17 protein-coding genes and 1 pseudogene are annotated in these 15,769 nt (G+C 69.6%); 6 read left to right on the top strand and 12 right to left on the bottom strand.

Annotation, left to right across the window (positions count from 1 at the left end; genetic code table 11):
- The first annotated feature begins 34 nt into the window (after positions 1 to 34).
- Positions 35 to 1,654 carry an NAD(P)/FAD-dependent oxidoreductase gene (locus tag VGZ32_RS26305; RefSeq protein ID WP_326888900.1) on the top strand — a complete coding sequence of 540 codons (1,620 nt, stop codon included), beginning with the start codon at positions 35 to 37 and terminating at the stop codon, positions 1,652 to 1,654.
- Positions 1,655 to 1,971: 317 nt separating this feature from the next.
- Here the strand turns inward: VGZ32_RS26305 and ispF are convergent, their stop codons facing one another.
- From ispF to VGZ32_RS26290, 3 genes are all read right to left on the bottom strand, one after another.
- Positions 1,972 to 2,475, bottom strand: a complete 504-nt coding sequence (gene ispF, locus VGZ32_RS26300) for a 2-C-methyl-D-erythritol 2,4-cyclodiphosphate synthase (RefSeq protein ID WP_326888899.1) — start codon at positions 2,473 to 2,475, stop codon at positions 1,972 to 1,974.
- Positions 2,468 to 3,244, bottom strand: coding sequence for a 2-C-methyl-D-erythritol 4-phosphate cytidylyltransferase (gene ispD, locus VGZ32_RS26295; protein ID WP_326888898.1), 777 nt, complete (start codon positions 3,242 to 3,244; stop codon positions 2,468 to 2,470). Before ispD ends, ispF begins: the two co-directional genes overlap by 8 nt.
- Positions 3,245 to 3,358: 114 nt before the next feature.
- Positions 3,359 to 3,841: a CarD family transcriptional regulator gene (locus VGZ32_RS26290; RefSeq protein ID WP_211464848.1), complete on the bottom strand. Its 483-nt coding sequence runs from the start codon at positions 3,839 to 3,841 to the stop codon at positions 3,359 to 3,361.
- A 359-nt stretch (positions 3,842 to 4,200) separates the two neighbouring features.
- On the opposite strand from VGZ32_RS26290, the gene VGZ32_RS26285 reads away from it, so the two are divergent.
- Positions 4,201 to 4,518 (top strand): hypothetical protein, encoded by a 318-nt coding sequence (locus tag VGZ32_RS26285; RefSeq protein WP_326888897.1) that lies wholly within the window; start codon positions 4,201 to 4,203, stop codon positions 4,516 to 4,518.
- 249 nt (positions 4,519 to 4,767) lie between these two features.
- Positions 4,768 to 5,505 (top strand): hypothetical protein, encoded by a 738-nt coding sequence (locus VGZ32_RS26280; RefSeq protein WP_326888896.1) that lies wholly within the window; start codon positions 4,768 to 4,770, stop codon positions 5,503 to 5,505.
- Between the two features lie 106 nt (positions 5,506 to 5,611).
- Here VGZ32_RS26280 and VGZ32_RS26275 read toward each other — a convergent pair whose 3' ends face one another.
- Positions 5,612 to 6,292 carry a response regulator transcription factor gene (locus VGZ32_RS26275; RefSeq protein WP_326888895.1) on the bottom strand — a complete coding sequence of 227 codons (681 nt, stop codon included), beginning with the start codon at positions 6,290 to 6,292 and terminating at the stop codon, positions 5,612 to 5,614.
- Entirely contained in the window at positions 6,289 to 7,482 is a 1,194-nt protein-coding gene (locus VGZ32_RS26270) for a sensor histidine kinase (RefSeq protein WP_326888894.1), read from the bottom strand. Before VGZ32_RS26270 ends, VGZ32_RS26275 begins: the two co-directional genes overlap by 4 nt.
- Before the next feature lie 198 nt (positions 7,483 to 7,680).
- Here VGZ32_RS26270 and phoU point away from each other — a divergent pair, with 198 nt between their 5' ends.
- The gene (gene phoU / locus VGZ32_RS26265; protein ID WP_326888893.1) at positions 7,681 to 8,322 is read left to right on the top strand and encodes a phosphate signaling complex protein PhoU; all 642 of its coding nucleotides are present in this window, start codon (positions 7,681 to 7,683) and stop codon (positions 8,320 to 8,322) included.
- Positions 8,323 to 8,492: 170 nt separating this feature from the next.
- Here the strand turns inward: phoU and VGZ32_RS26260 are convergent, their stop codons facing one another.
- The 3 genes from VGZ32_RS26260 to mshA form a co-directional block, all read right to left on the bottom strand.
- Positions 8,493 to 9,248, bottom strand: a complete 756-nt coding sequence (locus VGZ32_RS26260) for a phosphoglyceromutase (protein WP_326888892.1) — start codon at positions 9,246 to 9,248, stop codon at positions 8,493 to 8,495.
- Positions 9,249 to 9,324: 76 nt separating this feature from the next.
- Positions 9,325 to 9,897 carry a YbjN domain-containing protein gene (locus tag VGZ32_RS26255; protein WP_326888891.1) on the bottom strand — a complete coding sequence of 191 codons (573 nt, stop codon included), beginning with the start codon at positions 9,895 to 9,897 and terminating at the stop codon, positions 9,325 to 9,327.
- Entirely contained in the window at positions 9,894 to 11,264 is a 1,371-nt protein-coding gene (gene mshA, locus VGZ32_RS26250; RefSeq protein ID WP_414642601.1) for a D-inositol-3-phosphate glycosyltransferase, read from the bottom strand. Before mshA ends, VGZ32_RS26255 begins: the two co-directional genes overlap by 4 nt.
- Positions 11,265 to 11,419: 155 nt before the next feature.
- Between mshA and VGZ32_RS26245 the strand changes: the two genes are divergently transcribed.
- A complete protein-coding gene (locus VGZ32_RS26245) occupies positions 11,420 to 12,208 on the top strand; it encodes an SDR family NAD(P)-dependent oxidoreductase (RefSeq protein WP_326888889.1) in 789 nt (262 codons plus the stop codon).
- A gap of 49 nt (positions 12,209 to 12,257) precedes the next feature.
- The gene (locus tag VGZ32_RS26240) at positions 12,258 to 13,043 is read left to right on the top strand and encodes a class I SAM-dependent methyltransferase (protein WP_349263759.1); all 786 of its coding nucleotides are present in this window, start codon (positions 12,258 to 12,260) and stop codon (positions 13,041 to 13,043) included.
- A gap of 458 nt (positions 13,044 to 13,501) precedes the next feature.
- Here the strand turns inward: VGZ32_RS26240 and VGZ32_RS26235 are convergent, their stop codons facing one another.
- The 4 genes and pseudogenes from VGZ32_RS26235 to VGZ32_RS26220 form a co-directional block, all read right to left on the bottom strand.
- The gene (locus tag VGZ32_RS26235) at positions 13,502 to 13,846 is read right to left on the bottom strand and encodes a DUF2516 family protein (protein WP_326888887.1); all 345 of its coding nucleotides are present in this window, start codon (positions 13,844 to 13,846) and stop codon (positions 13,502 to 13,504) included.
- 106 nt (positions 13,847 to 13,952) lie between these two features.
- Positions 13,953 to 14,624, bottom strand: a complete 672-nt coding sequence (locus VGZ32_RS26230) for a hypothetical protein (protein WP_326888886.1) — start codon at positions 14,622 to 14,624, stop codon at positions 13,953 to 13,955.
- A 1-nt stretch (position 14,625) separates the two neighbouring features.
- Positions 14,626 to 15,063, bottom strand: a complete 438-nt coding sequence (locus VGZ32_RS26225; RefSeq protein ID WP_326888885.1) for a helix-turn-helix transcriptional regulator — start codon at positions 15,061 to 15,063, stop codon at positions 14,626 to 14,628.
- Between the two features lie 325 nt (positions 15,064 to 15,388).
- A pseudogene (locus tag VGZ32_RS26220) lies at positions 15,389 to 15,769 on the bottom strand (hypothetical protein); the annotation flags it as partial.

The following is a 15,769-nucleotide window of genomic DNA, read 5'->3' as shown; positions in this document are numbered from 1 at the left end:
ATCCTGACCTTCAACCCTCTGAACAGGAGTGCCGATGGCAGAGGCTGAAAGCGGGGATGAGCAGGAGCGGACCGCGCCCCCCGCCACCGACGTGGTCATCGTGGGGGGCGGGCACAACGGCTTGGTCGCCGCCGCGTATCTGGCCCGCTTCGGCGTGAACGTGGTGGTACTCGAGCGCCTCGGCCGTCTCGGCGGAGCGGCGGTGAGCGAGCGGCCCTTCCCCGGCGTCGACGCCAACCTGTCTCGCTACTCGTACCTGGTCTCGCTGCTGCCCTATGCGATCGTGCGGGATCTGGAGCTGGACCTGGAGCTGCGCTCGCGCCCGGTGGCCTCCTACACGCCGGTGGTCCGCGCCGGGAAGCACGATGGGCTCTTGGTGGAGCGGCGCCCGGGCCCGCGGACAGCCGATTCGTTTCGCCGGTTGACCGGGTCGGACCGGGAGTGGCGCGCGTGGCAGGACTTCTACGGCCGGATCGACCGCGCAGCCCGCGTGATCGCACCGACGCTTCTGGAGCCGTTAGCGCCTAAGGGCGAGCTGATGAAGGCCATCCGCGAGGCTTGCGGCTCCGCCTTCTGGGACGAATTCATGGAGCGCCCGCTCGGCGAGGTGGTCGAGCGGACGTTCGCCGACGACGACGTGCGAGGCGTCGTGCTCACCGATGCGCTCATTGGAACGCAGAGCTACGCCCACGACCTGTCGCTGCGTCAGAACCGCTGCTTCCTCTATCACGTCATCGGGAACGGGACCGGGGAGTGGCGCGTCCCGATCGGCGGGATGGGGGAGATCACGGGCTCGCTCATCCGCGCAGCCGAGAAGGCGGGCGTGGTGTTGACGACGGGGGCGACGGTGACGCATCTCGAGGCGGACGGTCGTCGCGCGTCCGTCACGTATACGGTCGGCGGCGGCGGTGCGGAAAGGCGCATCGAGGCACGTTACGTGCTCGTCAACGCGGCACCGACGGTGCTTGATAAGCTCATGGGGCGGGAGAGCGCGGAGAAGCCGGAAGGCAACCAGCTCAAGATCAACATGGTACTGGCCCGGCTGCCCCGTCTGCGGTCCGGGATCGATCCGGAAACGGCGTTTGCCGGAACGTTCCACATCGACGAGTCCTACAGCGGGCTGCAGACGTCGTATGCGACGGCAGAGGCCGGAGCGCTCCCCGATCCGCTGCCAGCAGAGGTCTACTGCCACACGCTGACGGACCGGACGATCCTTGGAGCCGAAGCAGCGGCGGCGGGGATGCACACCCTGACGCTGTTCGGGCTACACACGCCAGCCCGGTTGTATGACAAGCCCGAAGCCCGCGACGAGGCGGTCCGGCTGGCGCTGGCCGGGCTGAACCGGTACCTGGCGGAGCCGATCGAGGACTGCCTGGTGCGGGACGCGAACGGCGAACCCTGTCTCGAGGCACGCTCGCCGCTCGACGTGGAGCGGGAACTGGCGATGCCGGGCGGTCATATCTTCCACGGGGATCTGGACTGGCCGTGGGCCGTCAGCGACCAGGAAGTCGGCAAATGGGGGACGGAGACGGACGTGTCCAACGTCATGCTGTGCGGCTCCGGAGCGCGGCGCGGCGGAGCGGTCAGCGGCGTGCCGGGACGAGCGGCGGCGCTGGCGATCCTGTTGCGGCGACAGCGGCGACGGAGGAAGTGAAGGCGCGGCGACGGACGGAAGGGCAGCTCACCGGTAGGGCGGCGGAGACGTCGTGAGGGCTGGCGGGGCAGTGCATCGAGGTAAGACGACCGGCCATTTTGAGAAGTGCCGCACACGGGGTGACGGCCGAACCAGCTCGATAGCACGTCGACTTGATGGCAGGGACCGGCGGCTCAGCCGTGGGCGGCGGAGACGTCATGAGGGCGGTGGGGCGGCGCACCGAAGTAAGACGACCGGCCATTTTGAGAAATGCCACACTCGGGGTGACGGCCGAACCAGCTCGTTGGCGCGTCGACTTGGTGGCAGGGACCGGCGGCTCAGCCGTGGGCGGCGAGGTCAGCGACGATGAGCGCGGTCGCGATGGCGGCGACGCCCTCGCCGCGGCCGGTGAGGCCGAGCCCGTCCGTCGTCGTGCCGCTGACCCGGACCGGCGCGCCGACCGCCTCGGACAGCACCTTCTCCGCCTCGGCCCGGCGCGGTCCGAGCTTCGGCCGGTTGCCGATCACTTGGATCGCCACGTTGCCGATCCGGTAGCCCGCCTCGCGTACTCGGCGCGCCGCCTCTGCCAAAAGCACCGTTCCCGGTGCGCCACGCCATTCCGGGCGGCCGGTGCCGAAGTTGGCGCCCAGATCGCCGAGCCCTGCCGCTGAGAACAGCGCGTCGCACGCGGCGTGCGCGGCTACGTCCGCGTCGGAGTCTCCGGCCAGGCCGGTCTCCTCAGGCCATTCGAGTCCGGCTAGCCACATGGGGCGCCCGGGTTCGAAGGGGTGCACGTCGGTGCCGATGCCGATCAGCGGGAGTGGGAGCGCCGGGTCAGTCATCCGTAGTCCCTCTGCCCCTCGGTGCCTCGATCCCGCCGTTCTGCGGTCCCCCGGTTCCCTGGCGCCGGGCCCAGACGGCCTCGGCCAGGATCAGGTCGAAGGGGGTCGTCACTTTGAACGCCTCTGGGTGTCCGGCAATCACGCGCACCGGCGCGCCGAGCTGCTCCACCAATCCGGCATCGTCCGTGGCCGCTGCTGACTCGTTCGTCGGCGCTCCTGCGGCCGTGTGTGCCTTAACCAGCAGCGATCGGCGGAAGCCTTGCGGTGTCTGGACGGCGCGCAATGTGGAGCGGTCGACGGTCGCGGTCACCGTATCGTCGGCATCCACGGATTTGATGGTGTCGGCGACGGGCAGGACGGGAATCACCGCGTCGTGGCCGGCCGCCACTGCGTCGGCCACGGCGGCGACTAGGCCGGGAGGGGTGAGTGCACGCGCCGCGTCGTGCACGAGCACGATGTCCACGTCCTCCGGGATCGCGTCGAGCGCTCGGGACACGGACTGCTGGCGAGTCTCGCCGCCCGCGACCACGTGTACCTTCGTGCCGAACGGGGCCAGCAGCGCGGCCACGCCTTCTACGCCGTCCGGTGGCGCGGCCACGACGACAAGCCCCACCCTGCCGCAGCCGGTCAACGACCGGACCGCGTGGACCAGGATGGGGATCTCGCCGATCGAGCGCAGAGCCTTCGGGGCGCCGGGCCCCAGCCGCTCACCGCGCCCGGCCGCGGGAACGATCGCGGCGGTCCGGGCGGGGAACGCTGCTGCATTCATGGGGACACTGTATTGGGGGTGGTGCCGACCCTTTCGCACGGTGCCGACCGAAGGGGAATCGATCGACGCCGGGCGCGAGGGAACCGCACGCCACGTGCCGTACGAGAGCAGCCGTTAAGAAGCCAGAACCTCGTCGAGGATGGTCTCGGCCTTGTCCTCGTTGGTGTTCTCGGCCAGCGCGAGCTCGCTGACCAGGATCTGCCGGGCCTTGCCGAGCATCCGCTTCTCGCCGGCCGACAGCCCGCGCTCCCGCTCCCGCCGCCAGAGGTCGCGCACCACCTCGGCGACCTTGATCACGTCGCCCGAGGCCAGCTTCTCGAGGTTGGCCTTGTACCGGCGGGACCAGTTGGTCGGCTCCTCGGTGTGCGGGGCGCGAAGCACCTCGAACACCCGGTCGAGGCCGTCCTGCCCGACCACGTCCCGGACGCCGACGTACTCGACCTTGTCCGTGGGAACCATCAGGGTGAGGTCGCCCTGGGCCACCTTGAGCCGGAGATAGGGGCGAGCCTCGCCCTTGACCATCCGGGTCTCGATCGCCTCGATGAGAGCGGCCCCATGGTGGGGATAGACGACGGTCTCGCCAACCTTGAACGTCATGTGATGCGTACCCCTTCCGTGGGTATCCAGGATAACACGGCCAGGCGACTTTCTGAAGGGCGTTTGTGCAGGTCAGGCGGGTGACGGGCACTTGACAACGGCTGGCGGACCATACTCGCCCCAGGTCAGGGCGTGCGTGGGCGGATTCCGTGCGCCTGCTCGCGCGCCGTGGAGCGCATCCTCGGACGCGTACCCGGAGCCTTCCGCGGCCCGCGGAGGTGCCGCCGCGACGCCGCCGCGTGACCGCTCGGGCATGCCAGGACGCTCCCCCTGTGCAGCGGCGGATTCCGGGCGCACAATGACCACGAGGTCTGTTGCGACCATGGCTCTTCGCACACGTCAGGTGGGGTGAGCGCGCGGTGGATGCGAGCGAACGGTCAGGCGGTGCGGGTTCCGGCTGGGACGGCACCCACGACGGAAGCGACGATGACGCTGTGATCGGCCAATGGCCGGACGGCACCGCCATCACCGACTCCGAGTGCCGGGCCCCGGACGACGCCCGGGAACTGAGCCCGGATGTGCGCCGGTACTTCCGTCAGGCGCGCTGGGCCAGACGCCGCTCCGGAATGGCCGGATTAGGGCGCGCGCTCGGTTCGCCGCGCGCGGCCATAGCGGTCGTGCTCTTGGCCGCGCTCGTCGCCTCGGCCGTCGCGATCCTGCTGCCGGCGGCCCGCTGACCGTTTCATCCATCAGCGCTGACATCAGCTTTTCGATCTCGGCCGGACTTAATGGCGGCTGGAGATCGTGCGCCGGGGACGGTGTCCAATCGGAGCAGGAGCGATCCCCGCCGCGCGATCTGTCGCCGCCGCCTCGGCATACGATGAGCGGCGCTAAGGCCATCCCCTTGAGGAGGCGCCGAACGCGGTCAGTACGCTGTGGCTCGGTTATTTTTCGCGACCAGTCATGCGCAAGGAGCCAGACCGACCGTGAGCAGCCTCCACTCCCCGAGCACGACCCGCCGGTCGACCCCCTCTCGCCGGGGCCGTGCGGGCTTGGCCGCGACCGCGGTCGTGCTGACCGCCGCGCCGTTCGCCGCCGCGTGCGGCGCCGGTTTCAACGCGGCCAGCCTGGTCGTCAAACCGAACGCGGCCGCCGGCACGATCGGCGACATAAAGATCAACAACGTCTGGGTGATCGTGGACCCGGACAGCGGGACCGCCGAGGTGATCGGCGCGGTGACGAACACCGGCACCGCCCCCGATCAACTGGTCAGCGTCTCCGCGAACGGGAACTTCGCGACCGTCGTGGCGCCTGCGGCGACCACGACGGATACCGCGCCGGCCGTGGCCACCGGGGCGGACGTGACGGTTTCCGGCGAGACGGTGACGATTCCGCCCGGCGAGTCGGCGAGCTTCGGCGAGACCGCCAGCCCCGAGCTGGAGATCATCGGCGCCGGGTTGACCCTGGGCACGTTCGCCACTGTGAAGATGACGTTCGCGCAGGCCGGCAGCATCACCCTCAGCGCCCAGGTCGAGCAGAACACCGGATTGTTCGTCGGTTACAACCCGAACGCCGCGTCGCCCAGCGCCTCATCGAGTCCGTCCGCCAGTGCGTCGAGCAGCGCCTCGGCCTCTGCGTCGGCTACCGCGGGCGCGTCGGCGTCTGCCTCCGCTACCGCGTCCAGTTCAGCTTCGGCGTCGGCGAGCCCGTCCGCCACGAAGTAGAGCACGCACCATCGAGTGGCGTCCCGAACGTTCGGGCGCCACTCGTCGTTTATGTATGCATGTGAGCGGTACCGCACGGCGATCTGCCTAGGCAGCGTGCGGTGGCTTACGGCTCGAACTTGTACCCAAGGCCGCGAACCGTCACGAGGTAGCGGGGCACCGCCGGATCCGGCTCGATCTTCGCGCGCAGCCGCTTCACGTGCACGTCCAGGGTCTTGGTATCGCCCACGTAGTCCGCGCCCCAGACGCGGTCGATCAGCTGCATCCGGGTCAGCACCCGGCCCGCGTTGCGCAGCAGCATCTCGAGCAGCTCGAACTCCTTGAGCGGCAGTTGCACGCCCCGGCCGGACACGCTGACCGTGTGCCGCTCGACGTCCATGCGCACCGGGCCGGCCTCGAGCGCGGCGTCCTCCGGCTCCTCGGCCTGGCCGTGGCGGCGCAGCACAGCGCGTATCCGGGCCACCAGTTCGCGCGAGGAGAACGGCTTGGTGACGTAGTCGTCGGCCCCCAGCTCGAGGCCGACCACCTTGTCGATCTCGCTGTCCTTCGCGGTCAGCATGATCACCGGAACGGTGGAACGGTTGCGCAGCTGGCGGCAGACTTCCGTGCCCGGAAGGCCGGGCAGCATGAGGTCGAGCAGCACGAGGTCGGCCCCGTGCCGGTCGAACTCTTCGAGCGCCTCGGGCCCGGTGGGCGCGACGGCGACCTCGAAGCCCTCGTTGCGCAGCATGTAGGAGAGCGGGTCGCTGAACGAGTCCTCGTCCTCGACCACCAGCACCCTGGTCACGTCGTTCGACTCCCTGTGTCTTGTAGATACGGCTCTCCCGTTTGTGGCGGGTCGCCAAGTAACGGAAGGCGCAGGGTGAAGGTGGACCCGGCACCCTCTACGCTCCACACCGCGACATCCCCGCCATGGGTGGCGGCGATGTGTTTCACGATCGAGAGCCCCAGGCCGGTCCCCCCGGTCACCCGCGAGCGGGCCGGGTCCACCCGGTAGAACCGCTCGAAGATCCGCTTGAGATCCTGCTCCGGAATCCCGATCCCCTGGTCGGTGACGGAGATCTCGGCGAGGTCGCCCTCGCGCCGGACCGCCACGACCACCTTCGTGCGGTCGGGTGAATAGTTGACGGCGTTTGCGACAAGATTACCCAAACCCGTGACCAACTGATCGAAATCGCCGAGCACGTACAGCTCTGGCGGGGCGCTGCCGACCAGTTCGATCTCCCGCGCGTCGGCCAGCTCACGGGCCCGGCCGAGGCCCTCCTCGACCACGTCCGCGATACATACCCGCTGCGCCTTAGCAAGCGGGTCGTCACCTTCGAGCCGGGACAGGTCGATCAGGTCCTGCACCAGGTTCGCCAGCCGGTGTGCCTCGGTCTGCATCCGCTTGGCGAAGCGGCGCACCGCCTCAGGGTCGTCGCGCGCGGACAGCACCGCCTCGGACAGGAGGGCCAGCGCGCCGACGGGCGTCTTGAGCTCGTGGCTGACGTTGGCCACGAAGTCGCGCCGGATCGCGTCGATCCGCTTGGCCTCGGTCCGGTCCTCGACCAGGACCAGGACCAGCTGGGCGCCGAGCGGCGCGACGCGCACCGAGACCGCGAGGGTGTCCCCGCCGAGCGGGCCGCGCGGGATCTCGAGCTCGATCTGGCGGATCTCCCCGTCGCGGCGCACCTGGCGCGCCATCTGCACCAGTTCGTCGGAGACCAGGCGGGTGCCGCGCACGATGCCGAGGGCGTGGGCCGCCGGCGAGGCCTTGACCACGGCGTCACTCGGGTCGAGCAGCACCGCGGAGGAGCGCAGCACCTGGAGCACCGCGGCGGCGCCCGGAGGCATCAGCGGCTCGGGCTCGGGCGCGGGGTTGCGGCGTTCGCGATCGCTCCACCGGAACGCCAGTCCTCCCGCGGCCCCGGTCGCCAGCGCTACCAGCGCGGCGGCCGACACCGCGGCGAGGTGGAAGTCGGCCGCGAGGAGATGCACGCCATCAGATTAAATGCCCGGAAGGTGTGCTCCGAGAGCGTGCAGGGGCGGCCAGGCATCCGTCGCCAAGAGTTCACGTATGGGTAGCGTTTGATTCATCAGTGCGCCTGGCTCGCGCGGCGCTTAAGCCTCTACGGTGAAGACTCAGCCAAGGTGTGGCCTCGGCTGTACCCACAAATCCAACGGGAGCGTGTGTCCATGCGGGACGTGTACCACGAAGAACTCGATACGATCGGCAGCACGCTCATCGAGATGACAGGTCTGGTCGGCACCGCGATGTCCCGCGCCACCTCCGCCCTGCTGGACGCGGACCTGCAGGTCGCCGAATCGGTGATCTCCGCGGACGACGCTGTCGACGCCCTCCAGCGCGCGCTCGACGCCCGCGCGCTCGATCTGCTGGCCCGTCAGCAGCCGGTGGCCGGCGACCTGCGCACGATCATCACCTCGCTGCGGATGAGCGCCGACCTCGAGCGGATGGGCGACCTGGCCCGGCACATCGCGAAGGTGGCCCGGCTGCGGTACCCGGAGTCGGCTGTTCCGGAGGTACTCCGCGACACGATCGCGGAGATGGGACGCATCGCGGTCGAGCTGGCGCGGAAGGCCGGGGAGGTCATCGACGGCCGGGACGTCGACCTCGCGCGCGGCCTGCCCGACGAGGACGACGCGATGGACCAGCTACACCGTCAGCTGTTCGGCGACCTGTTGGACAAGAAGACCGAGTACTCGACCGAGACGGCGATCGACGTGACGCTCATCGGCCGGTACTACGAGCGTTACGCCGACCACGCGGTGTCGGTCGCCCGGCGGCTGATCTTCCTGGTGACCGGCGAGCAGGACTGAGCTCTGCCTAAGGCGCCGGACTGTGCTTACCGCTGAGGGATCGGCGGTAAGCACGCGTCGCGCCAACGGGCATTGCGCCGAAGAGACAACGCACAACAGTTGAGCCCTTCGCCACGCTGCGGAGGGCTCTCGCGTTTAGCCGGGCTCGCGGTCGGCGAAGCTTCGACGGACTACTTCCGGCCCTGGTTCTTCACGGCCTCGATCGCCTCAGCCGCAGCGGCCGGGTCCAGGTACTCGCCGCCGACTGTCACCGGCCGCATGTCCGCGTCGAGCTCGTACAGCAGCGGGATGCCGGTGGGGATGTTGAGGCCGGCGATGGCCTCGTCGGAGATGCCGTCGAGGTGCTTGACCAGCGCCCGCAGGGAGTTGCCGTGCGCGGCGACGAGCACCGTCTGCCCGGTCAGCAGGTCCGGCACGATCGCGTCGTACCAGTACGGCAGCATCCGGTTGACGACGTCCTTAAGGCATTCGGTGCGCGGCCGCAGCTCGACCGGGAGCACGGCGTAGCGCGGGTCGGCGAACTGCGAGTACTCGGCGTCCTCGGCCAGGGGCGGCGGAGGCGTGTCATAGGACCGGCGCCAGAGCATGAACTGCTCTTCGCCGAACTCTGCGAGCGTCTGCGCCTTGTCCTTGCCCTGGAGCGCGCCGTAGTGCCGTTCGTTCAGCCGCCAGGACCGGCGCACCGGGATCCAGTGCCGGTCGATGGCGTCGAGCCCGAGCTGCGCGGTACGGATCGCCCGGCGCAGCACCGAGGTGTGCACGACGTCGGGCAGCAGGCCGCGCTCCGCGAGCAGCTTGCCCCCGCGGATCGCCTCCTCCTCGCCCTGGGCGGTCAGGTCCACGTCGACCCAGCCGGTGAAGAGGTTCTTCGCATTCCACGCGCTCTCGCCGTGGCGCAGCAATACGAGACGGTACGAATCAGCCATGGGACGAGCGTATCGGGTCGGGCTTATGCGGCTCTGCGGCCGGTCCACAGGTGAGACGGGAGGGGATCGCCGCTGTTCAGTCGCCGGAGGGTGCCGCTGAAGGCGGGGGCGCGGAATTGGTGTCAGGCCTCAGCCTTTCGAACGCGGCCAGGTTCCTGGTCGACTCGCCGCGCTTGAGCCGCCACTCCCACTCGCGCCGGATGGAGCCGGCGAATCCGAGCTCGAGCAGGGTGTCGAAGCTGGAGTCTGCGGCGTCGAGCACCGCGCCGAGCAGCTGGTCGACGGCGTCTTCGGTGACCGCGGCGAGCGGTATCCGCCCGACCAGGTAGACGTCGCCGAGGCGGTCGATCGCGAACGCGATGCCGGACAGGCGGGCGTTGCGCTCGAGCAGCCAGCGGTAGACCGCCTCGTGGTTCTCGTCCGCGTGCCGCACCACGAAGGCGTTGACGGACAGGGTGTGATCGCCGACGAGCAGCGAACAGGCGGTGCTGAGCTTGTGGGTGCCCGGAAGCGCGACGACGTAGCGCCCCTCGGCAGGCCGTTCGTACGTGGCCTCGGACCCGTCCAACACGGCGTCGAGCGCGGCCTCGATCGCGGCGGCGGCCCGCTTGCCTTCCTGCTCCGACTTCCCCGGCGTCTCCGTGTTCATCCCGCGATCGAGCTTACGCGACGCCGGCTGCCCCAGCGCTCGTCGATCGCCTCGCTGTAGACGCCGAGGGTCTGGTCGGCCGTCGCGCCCCAGCCGAACTGAGCGGCATGGCGGTGAGCGCCGATCCGCATGCGGGCCAGCGTCTCGGGGTGGTCCAGCAGCGCAGCGCAGGCGTCGGCGTAGTCGGCCGGGTTGTGGCCGTCCACCAGGAGCCCGGACTCGCCGTGCAAGACCGCCGTGGCCAGTCCGCCGACCCGGGCCGCCACCACCGGGGTGCCACAGGCCTGCGCCTCGACGGCGACCAGGCCGAAGGACTCGTTGTACGACGGCACGACCGCGATGTCTGCGGCCCGGTACCAGTCGGCGAGGTCCGCCTGCCCGACCGGCTTCACGAACCGGGTGCGGTCGGCGATGCCCAGGTGGCGGGCGAGGCGGGTCAGCTGGTGCGGCTCGGCCAGGCCGGTGCCGCTGGGTCCGCCGACGATCGCGACGACGAGGTCCTGGTAGCGCGCCGGTTCGCGGGCGAGCAGGTCGGCGGCCACGCGCAGCAGGATGTCGGGGGCCTTGAGAGGCTGTATCCGCCCCGCGAAGAGGAGGACCGGGGCGTTAAGCGGCAGGCCCAGACGGGCGCGGGCGGCGGCCCGGTCGCCGGGGCGGAAGACGTCCAGATCGACGCCGGGGTGCACGACGGCGACCCGCCGCGGGTCGGCTCCGTAAAGGCCGATCAGCTGTTCCGCCTCCTGCGCGGTGTTGGCGATGAGGCGGTCGGCCACGTCCACGACCTGGTCCTCGCCGAGCAGGCGCACCGCCGGTTCCGGGGTGTCGGAGCCGGCCAGGGCGGCGTTCTTGACCTTGGCGAGCGTGTGCATGGAGTGGACCAGCGGCACGCCCCAGCGCTCCTTGACCGGCCAGCCGACCTGCCCGGAGAGCCAGTAGTGCGAATGGATCAGGTCGTAGTAGCCGGGCTCGCGCATCGCTTCGTGGCGCAGCACGCCCGTGGTGAAGGAACACAGCTGCCCGGGCAGGTCCTCCTTGGACAGACCCTCGTACGGACCCGCCGTGATGTGCCGCACGGTCACGCCGGGGCTCATCTCGACGGTCGGCGGGAGGTCACCCGTGGTGGCCCGGGTGAAGATCTCGACCTCGACGCCGAGCGAGGCCAGCCGTTTCGACACCTCGACGATGTACACGTTCATCCCGCCCGCGTCGCCGGTGCCCGGCTGATGCAGGGGCGAGGTGTGGACCGAGACAGTGGCGATCCGCCGGGGAATCAAGCTCGGTCCTCCTGGATTTGCGCGTCGGCGGCCGCGGCGCACCCGCACCGCGGGCCCGCCCTGGGCCAAACGGGTGTAACCACCGCCGCGCATGGCGCTATTCCCCCTTCGGGTCCTGCGGGTTAGGAACCATTCACATGGTTGCTCGAGTACGGTCGGGCGGCCAGCAACCGCCAGGCTGCGCCAGGAAGCTCGGCGAAGGTCACCTTCTTCACAGCGGCCCCGGGTCGGTGCGAAAGAATGAAGACATGACTTCGGTGAACTCAGCGTCCGCATCCCGCCGCGACCCGGACGGCGGCTCCCCCCGTGTCGCCGTGGTGACCGGCGCGAGCAGCGGCATCGGCGAGGCCACGGCGCGGCGGCTGGTGGCCGAGGGCTTCCGCGTCGTGGGGGCGGCCCGCCGGATCGACCGCCTGGAGAAGCTGGCCGCGGAGACCGGCGTGATCCCGTTCCGGCTCGACGTGACCGACGAGGAGTCGGTCGCGCAGCTGGCCGAGGCGGTGCCGGACTGCGCCGTGCTGGTGAACAACGCCGGCGGGGCGCTCGGCCTGGACCCGGTGGCGCAGACCGACACGGCCAAGTGGCAGTGGATGTACGACGTGAACGTGCTCGGCTCGGTCCGGGTGACCAAGGCGCTGCTGCCCGCGCTGATCGCCAGTGGCAACGGCCATGTGGTGAATATCACATCGATCGCCGGACTCCTCGTCTACGAGGGCGGCGCTGGTTACACGGCGGCGAAGCACGCACAGCATGCGCTGAGCGAGACGCTGCGGCTCGAGCTGAACGGGCAGCCGGTGCGGATCACGGAGATCGCGCCCGGAATGGTCAAGACGGAGGAGTTCTCCCTCGTGCGCTTCGAGGGCGACGAGGCGAAGGCTCAGGCGACTTACCGGGGCGTGGACGCGCCGCTCGTGGCCGAGGACATCGCGGACTGCATCGCGTTCGCGGTGACGCGTCCGCCGCACGTGGACATCGATCTGATGGTCATCAAGCCCGTCGCGCAGGCCGCGCCGCATAAGGTGCACCGCACTGCCTAATCAGACGCCGTCGCAATCTCAAAATCAGCTGCCACGGCGCTCCACCCCGATCGGAAGCGTCACCCGCGGCACGACCGCGCCGAATCGGCTGCGCCGGGTCGATCGCTGGCTCGTCGGAGTGCACCGCACCGTGCTCGTCTCCGCGCCACCGCGGCCGCTCGTCGTCGATGTCGGCTACGGCGCGTACCCGGTGACGACGGTCGAGCTGGCGGACCGGCTGCGCACGATCCGCCCGGACGTGCGGGTGACCGGGCTGGAGATCGATCCGGCCCGGGTCGCGGCCGCAGTTCCGTACGCGCGCGATGGCCTGGAGTTCCGGCTCGGCGGCTTCGAGCTGCCGGTGGACCGTCCGCCCCAGCTGATCCGCGCGTTCAACGTGCTGCGACAGTACCAGGAGCCGCAGGTGCGCGACACCTGGCGAGCGCTGATGAGCCGGCTTGCCCCGGGCGGCCTGCTGATCGAGGGGACCTGCTCGGAATCGGGCCGCATCGCGACCTGGGTCGCGCTCGACAGGTCCGGTCCGCGCACCCTGACGCTCGCCGCGCGTCTCGGATCGCTGGATTCACCCGCGACGTTCGCCGAGCGGCTGCCAAAGGCGCTGATTCACCGGAACGTCCCGGGCGAGCGCGTGCATGCGTTCCTCACAGCCTTGGAGCGCGCCTGGCTCGCGGCGGCCCCGCTCGGTGCCTTCGGAGTCCGGCAGCGCTGGATCGGAGCGGTGGGCGCGCTGCGAGCCGACTGGCCGATCGTCGGACGGTCCGACCGGTGGCGTCTCGGCGAGGTCACCGTGCAATGGGACGCCGTCGCCCCCGACGAGCACCCGCCCCACATCTGACGCGCCGTCATCCAGTCAGCTCAAAACGACCGCCCGTCTTACCCGTCGGACCGCGTCCGAGGCGACGCCCTACCAGCTCAAAACGACCGCCCGTCTTACTTCTTACTTCGTATCGTGTCTGATGCGCCGTCATCCAGTCGGTTCAAAACGACCGCCCGTCTTATCGGCGCCGTCCACACCGCGCCTGAGGCTTCGTCAGGAAGGGATCGCGGAGACGCCGCCGGAAATGGTCACGACCGGAAAACTGCCCGAAAAATGGCTGTGGCCCCTGGAGCCACACGCGGGAGTGGCAGCCTCAGGGGCCACAGCATGGTGCTCGAAGCACCTCCGGGAGTCGGGCTCTCCCGGATCACGGAGCGCGGGCCTAGCTTCACGCCCCGACCTTGGGGGTGAGACCGATACTGCCAACCGACCACTAAGGGCCGGTAAGAGCCATATGAGAACTTGCTTAGAACCTGTCACCAAGGCCCGTAGGGGCCGTTCTGCTGACCCTGACCCTTTCGCGACTTCGGGGCGACCTGCCGCAACGCCGGGCGCACGTCGACGAGGTAGACGATCAGCGCGACCGTGCCGGCGATGGTGAGGATCGAGGTGACCGAGCCCCACATGAAGTCGAAGAATGCCGCGATGCCGAGGAACAGCAGCCAGGCGACCTTCGTCAGCTTGCCGGCCGCCTCGTACGCCGCGGCGGGACGCAGCGCGGCGTCGACGAACGCGAAGATCTTGAGCGCGAGCACGACGAGCAACAGGATCGTCAGGACGTCGCCGAACGTGGCCGTGAGCAATCCGGATCCCAGACCCATCGCAGTCTCCGTCTCTGAAGGGGATGAATGCACGACAGGCACGGCCCTTGGCGAGCCGTGCCTTCGAGCGTACAGCCCGGGCCCCCGCCGCGGCGGGGGCAAAGGCTCAGGACTTCGGGGTGCTCTTCGGGGCGGAGCCGGCCCGCTTGCGCGGGGTGGTCGACGACACGGTGCTCTTGCGCGCCCTCGGGGCGGGGGCGGGCTTGGCGGTCGCCTCCGGCTCCTTCACTTCGGCGTCCTCGACGACCGGCGCGGCCTTCGGCTGCTCCGGCGCGGCGACCGGCTCGGGCTCGTCCACCGAGACCTGCTCGACGACGACGGTGACCTCAGCCGCCGGGATCTCGCCGCGGTAGCGCTCCACCACGGTCTTGCCGCGCTCGGCGAGGCCCTCATAGGTCTCCACCGCCTTGCCCGCGGCCTCGAGCACCCGACCGACCTGGACCAGCGCGATCGACTGGACGCGGTCACGCACGATCTGCGCGTCCACCTTGCCGACGGCGTCGTGCAGCTGCGTGCGGGCGGCCTTCGGGTCGAGCACGGCGCGCGGGTCGACCTTGATGGAGCCGGGCACCTCGGACAGCTTCGCCTGCACCTTCGCGAGGCGCTCGGGGGCCTCGGCGGCGATCTTGTTGGCGAAGGTCGTGACGGTTCCGGCCACCTCAGTGAGCAGCGCGGGGGCGTCCTTCAGTTTCTCGGCCGCCAGGTCACCGGCGCCCGCGAGAGCGTAGAGCGGCTTGGGGTCGGAAAGAGTCTTGCGGATCTCTTCGGTCACAGTCATGTCAGTCAGTCACTTTCGGGTCGGTGGTGGGGTCGGCTGCCTCCGGCTCGGTCGGCGGTTCCGCCGTGCGGAAGGACTCGTATATGTCCTGGAGGAGCTGCTTCTGACGCCGGGTCAGAACGGGGTCTTCCCTGATCGCGGCCAGGACGGCGGAGCCGGGACGGGCGGGAGCCCCGGCCGCGGCCGCGGACTCCGGTTCGCCGTCGAGTAGCCCGGCGCGCACGTAGAGCGTCTCGGCCGAGATCTCCAGGGCCTTGGCCAGCTGCTGGAGGATCTCAGCGCTCGGCTTGCGCAACCCGCGCTCGATCTGGCTCAGGTAGGGGTTGGACACCCCCGCCGCCTGGGCCAGCTGCCGCAGCGAGTACTGCGCGTTCTCCCGCTGCTCGCGGATGTACGCACCGAGCTGCGCCACGTGCTTAGGTCCCAGGAGGTTTGCCACAGCTCCAGTGTGCGCGATAGTGCTTGCAATAGCAAGCGGGGCGCTAGCGGTTGTTTAGCGGGCGTATGTGACCTTCGGCGGTAACTGGCGAGTTTCAGAGATACTTGGCGAACCCCTCTGCTTTATCTGGCGAACGATCATCAGGCCAGCTGATCCCCGCTGACTGCGCCGTGGGGTTGGGATGAGACGGCCAATGCGTCAATCTCAGTGATCAGTTCTTGGGAACGTCGCTCTAGTCGTCGGGCGAGTTCAGCGTGTTGCGTTCCGGGTTTCGGGTGCGCCAGGGTCTTCCAGTGTCCGTTCATGTAGTCCCGCAGCGGGTTGCTCAAACCGGGCGGTTCAGGAGGCTCGCGGGTGGAATGAGCGGCGCCAATCGATGGTCGCCACAGGTCACCTGCTGCCAGATGAAGGTCGAGGCGAGAAGCCGCTTCTTGTTGCGCCAGCCGGTCCTGTCTTCTTTGACCAGCGGAAGATCCTTGATCATGTCTTCCCAAGTGTGCGCGTCGAGTGCCCAGGTCGCCATCGCTTTTCTACGCATGCCGAAGTCGACGCGGTGAGGCGTCCCGTTCAGCCAGGCCGCGAGGTCGTCGACGCTGGCGAGGAATCGGCGCAGGCCTGGCAGATCCATGTCCTCCACGATTCGGGCCCTCGCGGAGAGGAATGCGTCATAGGGCATGTCGATCAGATCGGCTGCGGCCTGCTGGGG

This window comes from Actinocrinis sp. (genome assembly GCF_035938995.1).
Taxonomy (GTDB): Bacteria; Actinomycetota; Actinomycetes; order Streptomycetales; family Catenulisporaceae; genus DASZGI01.
Note: the sequence above shows the minus strand (reverse complement) of the source record. Positions and strands in the feature narration are given on the sequence as shown.

What these genes read in the sequence shown, in the direction of transcription:
- ispD (WP_326888898.1), bottom strand. Translation starts at nt 3,244, where the DNA reads ATGAATGCAGCAGCGTTCCCCGCCCGGACCGCCGCGATCGTTCCCGCG.
- VGZ32_RS26230 (WP_326888886.1), bottom strand. Translation starts at nt 14,624, where the DNA reads ATGACTGTGACCGAAGAGATCCGCAAGACTCTTTCCGACCCCAAGCCG.
- VGZ32_RS26260 (WP_326888892.1), bottom strand. Translation starts at nt 9,248, where the DNA reads ATGGCTGATTCGTACCGTCTCGTATTGCTGCGCCACGGCGAGAGCGCG.
- mshA (WP_414642601.1), bottom strand. Translation starts at nt 11,264, where the DNA reads ATGCGCGGCGGTGGTTACACCCGTTTGGCCCAGGGCGGGCCCGCGGTG.
- VGZ32_RS26290 (WP_211464848.1), bottom strand. Translation starts at nt 3,841, where the DNA reads ATGACGTTCAAGGTTGGCGAGACCGTCGTCTATCCCCACCATGGGGCC.
- VGZ32_RS26245 (WP_326888889.1), top strand. Translation starts at nt 11,420, where the DNA reads ATGACTTCGGTGAACTCAGCGTCCGCATCCCGCCGCGACCCGGACGGC.
- VGZ32_RS26235 (WP_326888887.1), bottom strand. Translation starts at nt 13,846, where the DNA reads ATGGGTCTGGGATCCGGATTGCTCACGGCCACGTTCGGCGACGTCCTG.
- VGZ32_RS26305 (WP_326888900.1), top strand. Translation starts at nt 35, where the DNA reads ATGGCAGAGGCTGAAAGCGGGGATGAGCAGGAGCGGACCGCGCCCCCC.
- VGZ32_RS26255 (WP_326888891.1), bottom strand. Translation starts at nt 9,897, where the DNA reads ATGAACACGGAGACGCCGGGGAAGTCGGAGCAGGAAGGCAAGCGGGCC.
- phoU (WP_326888893.1), top strand. Translation starts at nt 7,681, where the DNA reads ATGCGGGACGTGTACCACGAAGAACTCGATACGATCGGCAGCACGCTC.
- ispF (WP_326888899.1), bottom strand. Translation starts at nt 2,475, where the DNA reads ATGACTGACCCGGCGCTCCCACTCCCGCTGATCGGCATCGGCACCGAC.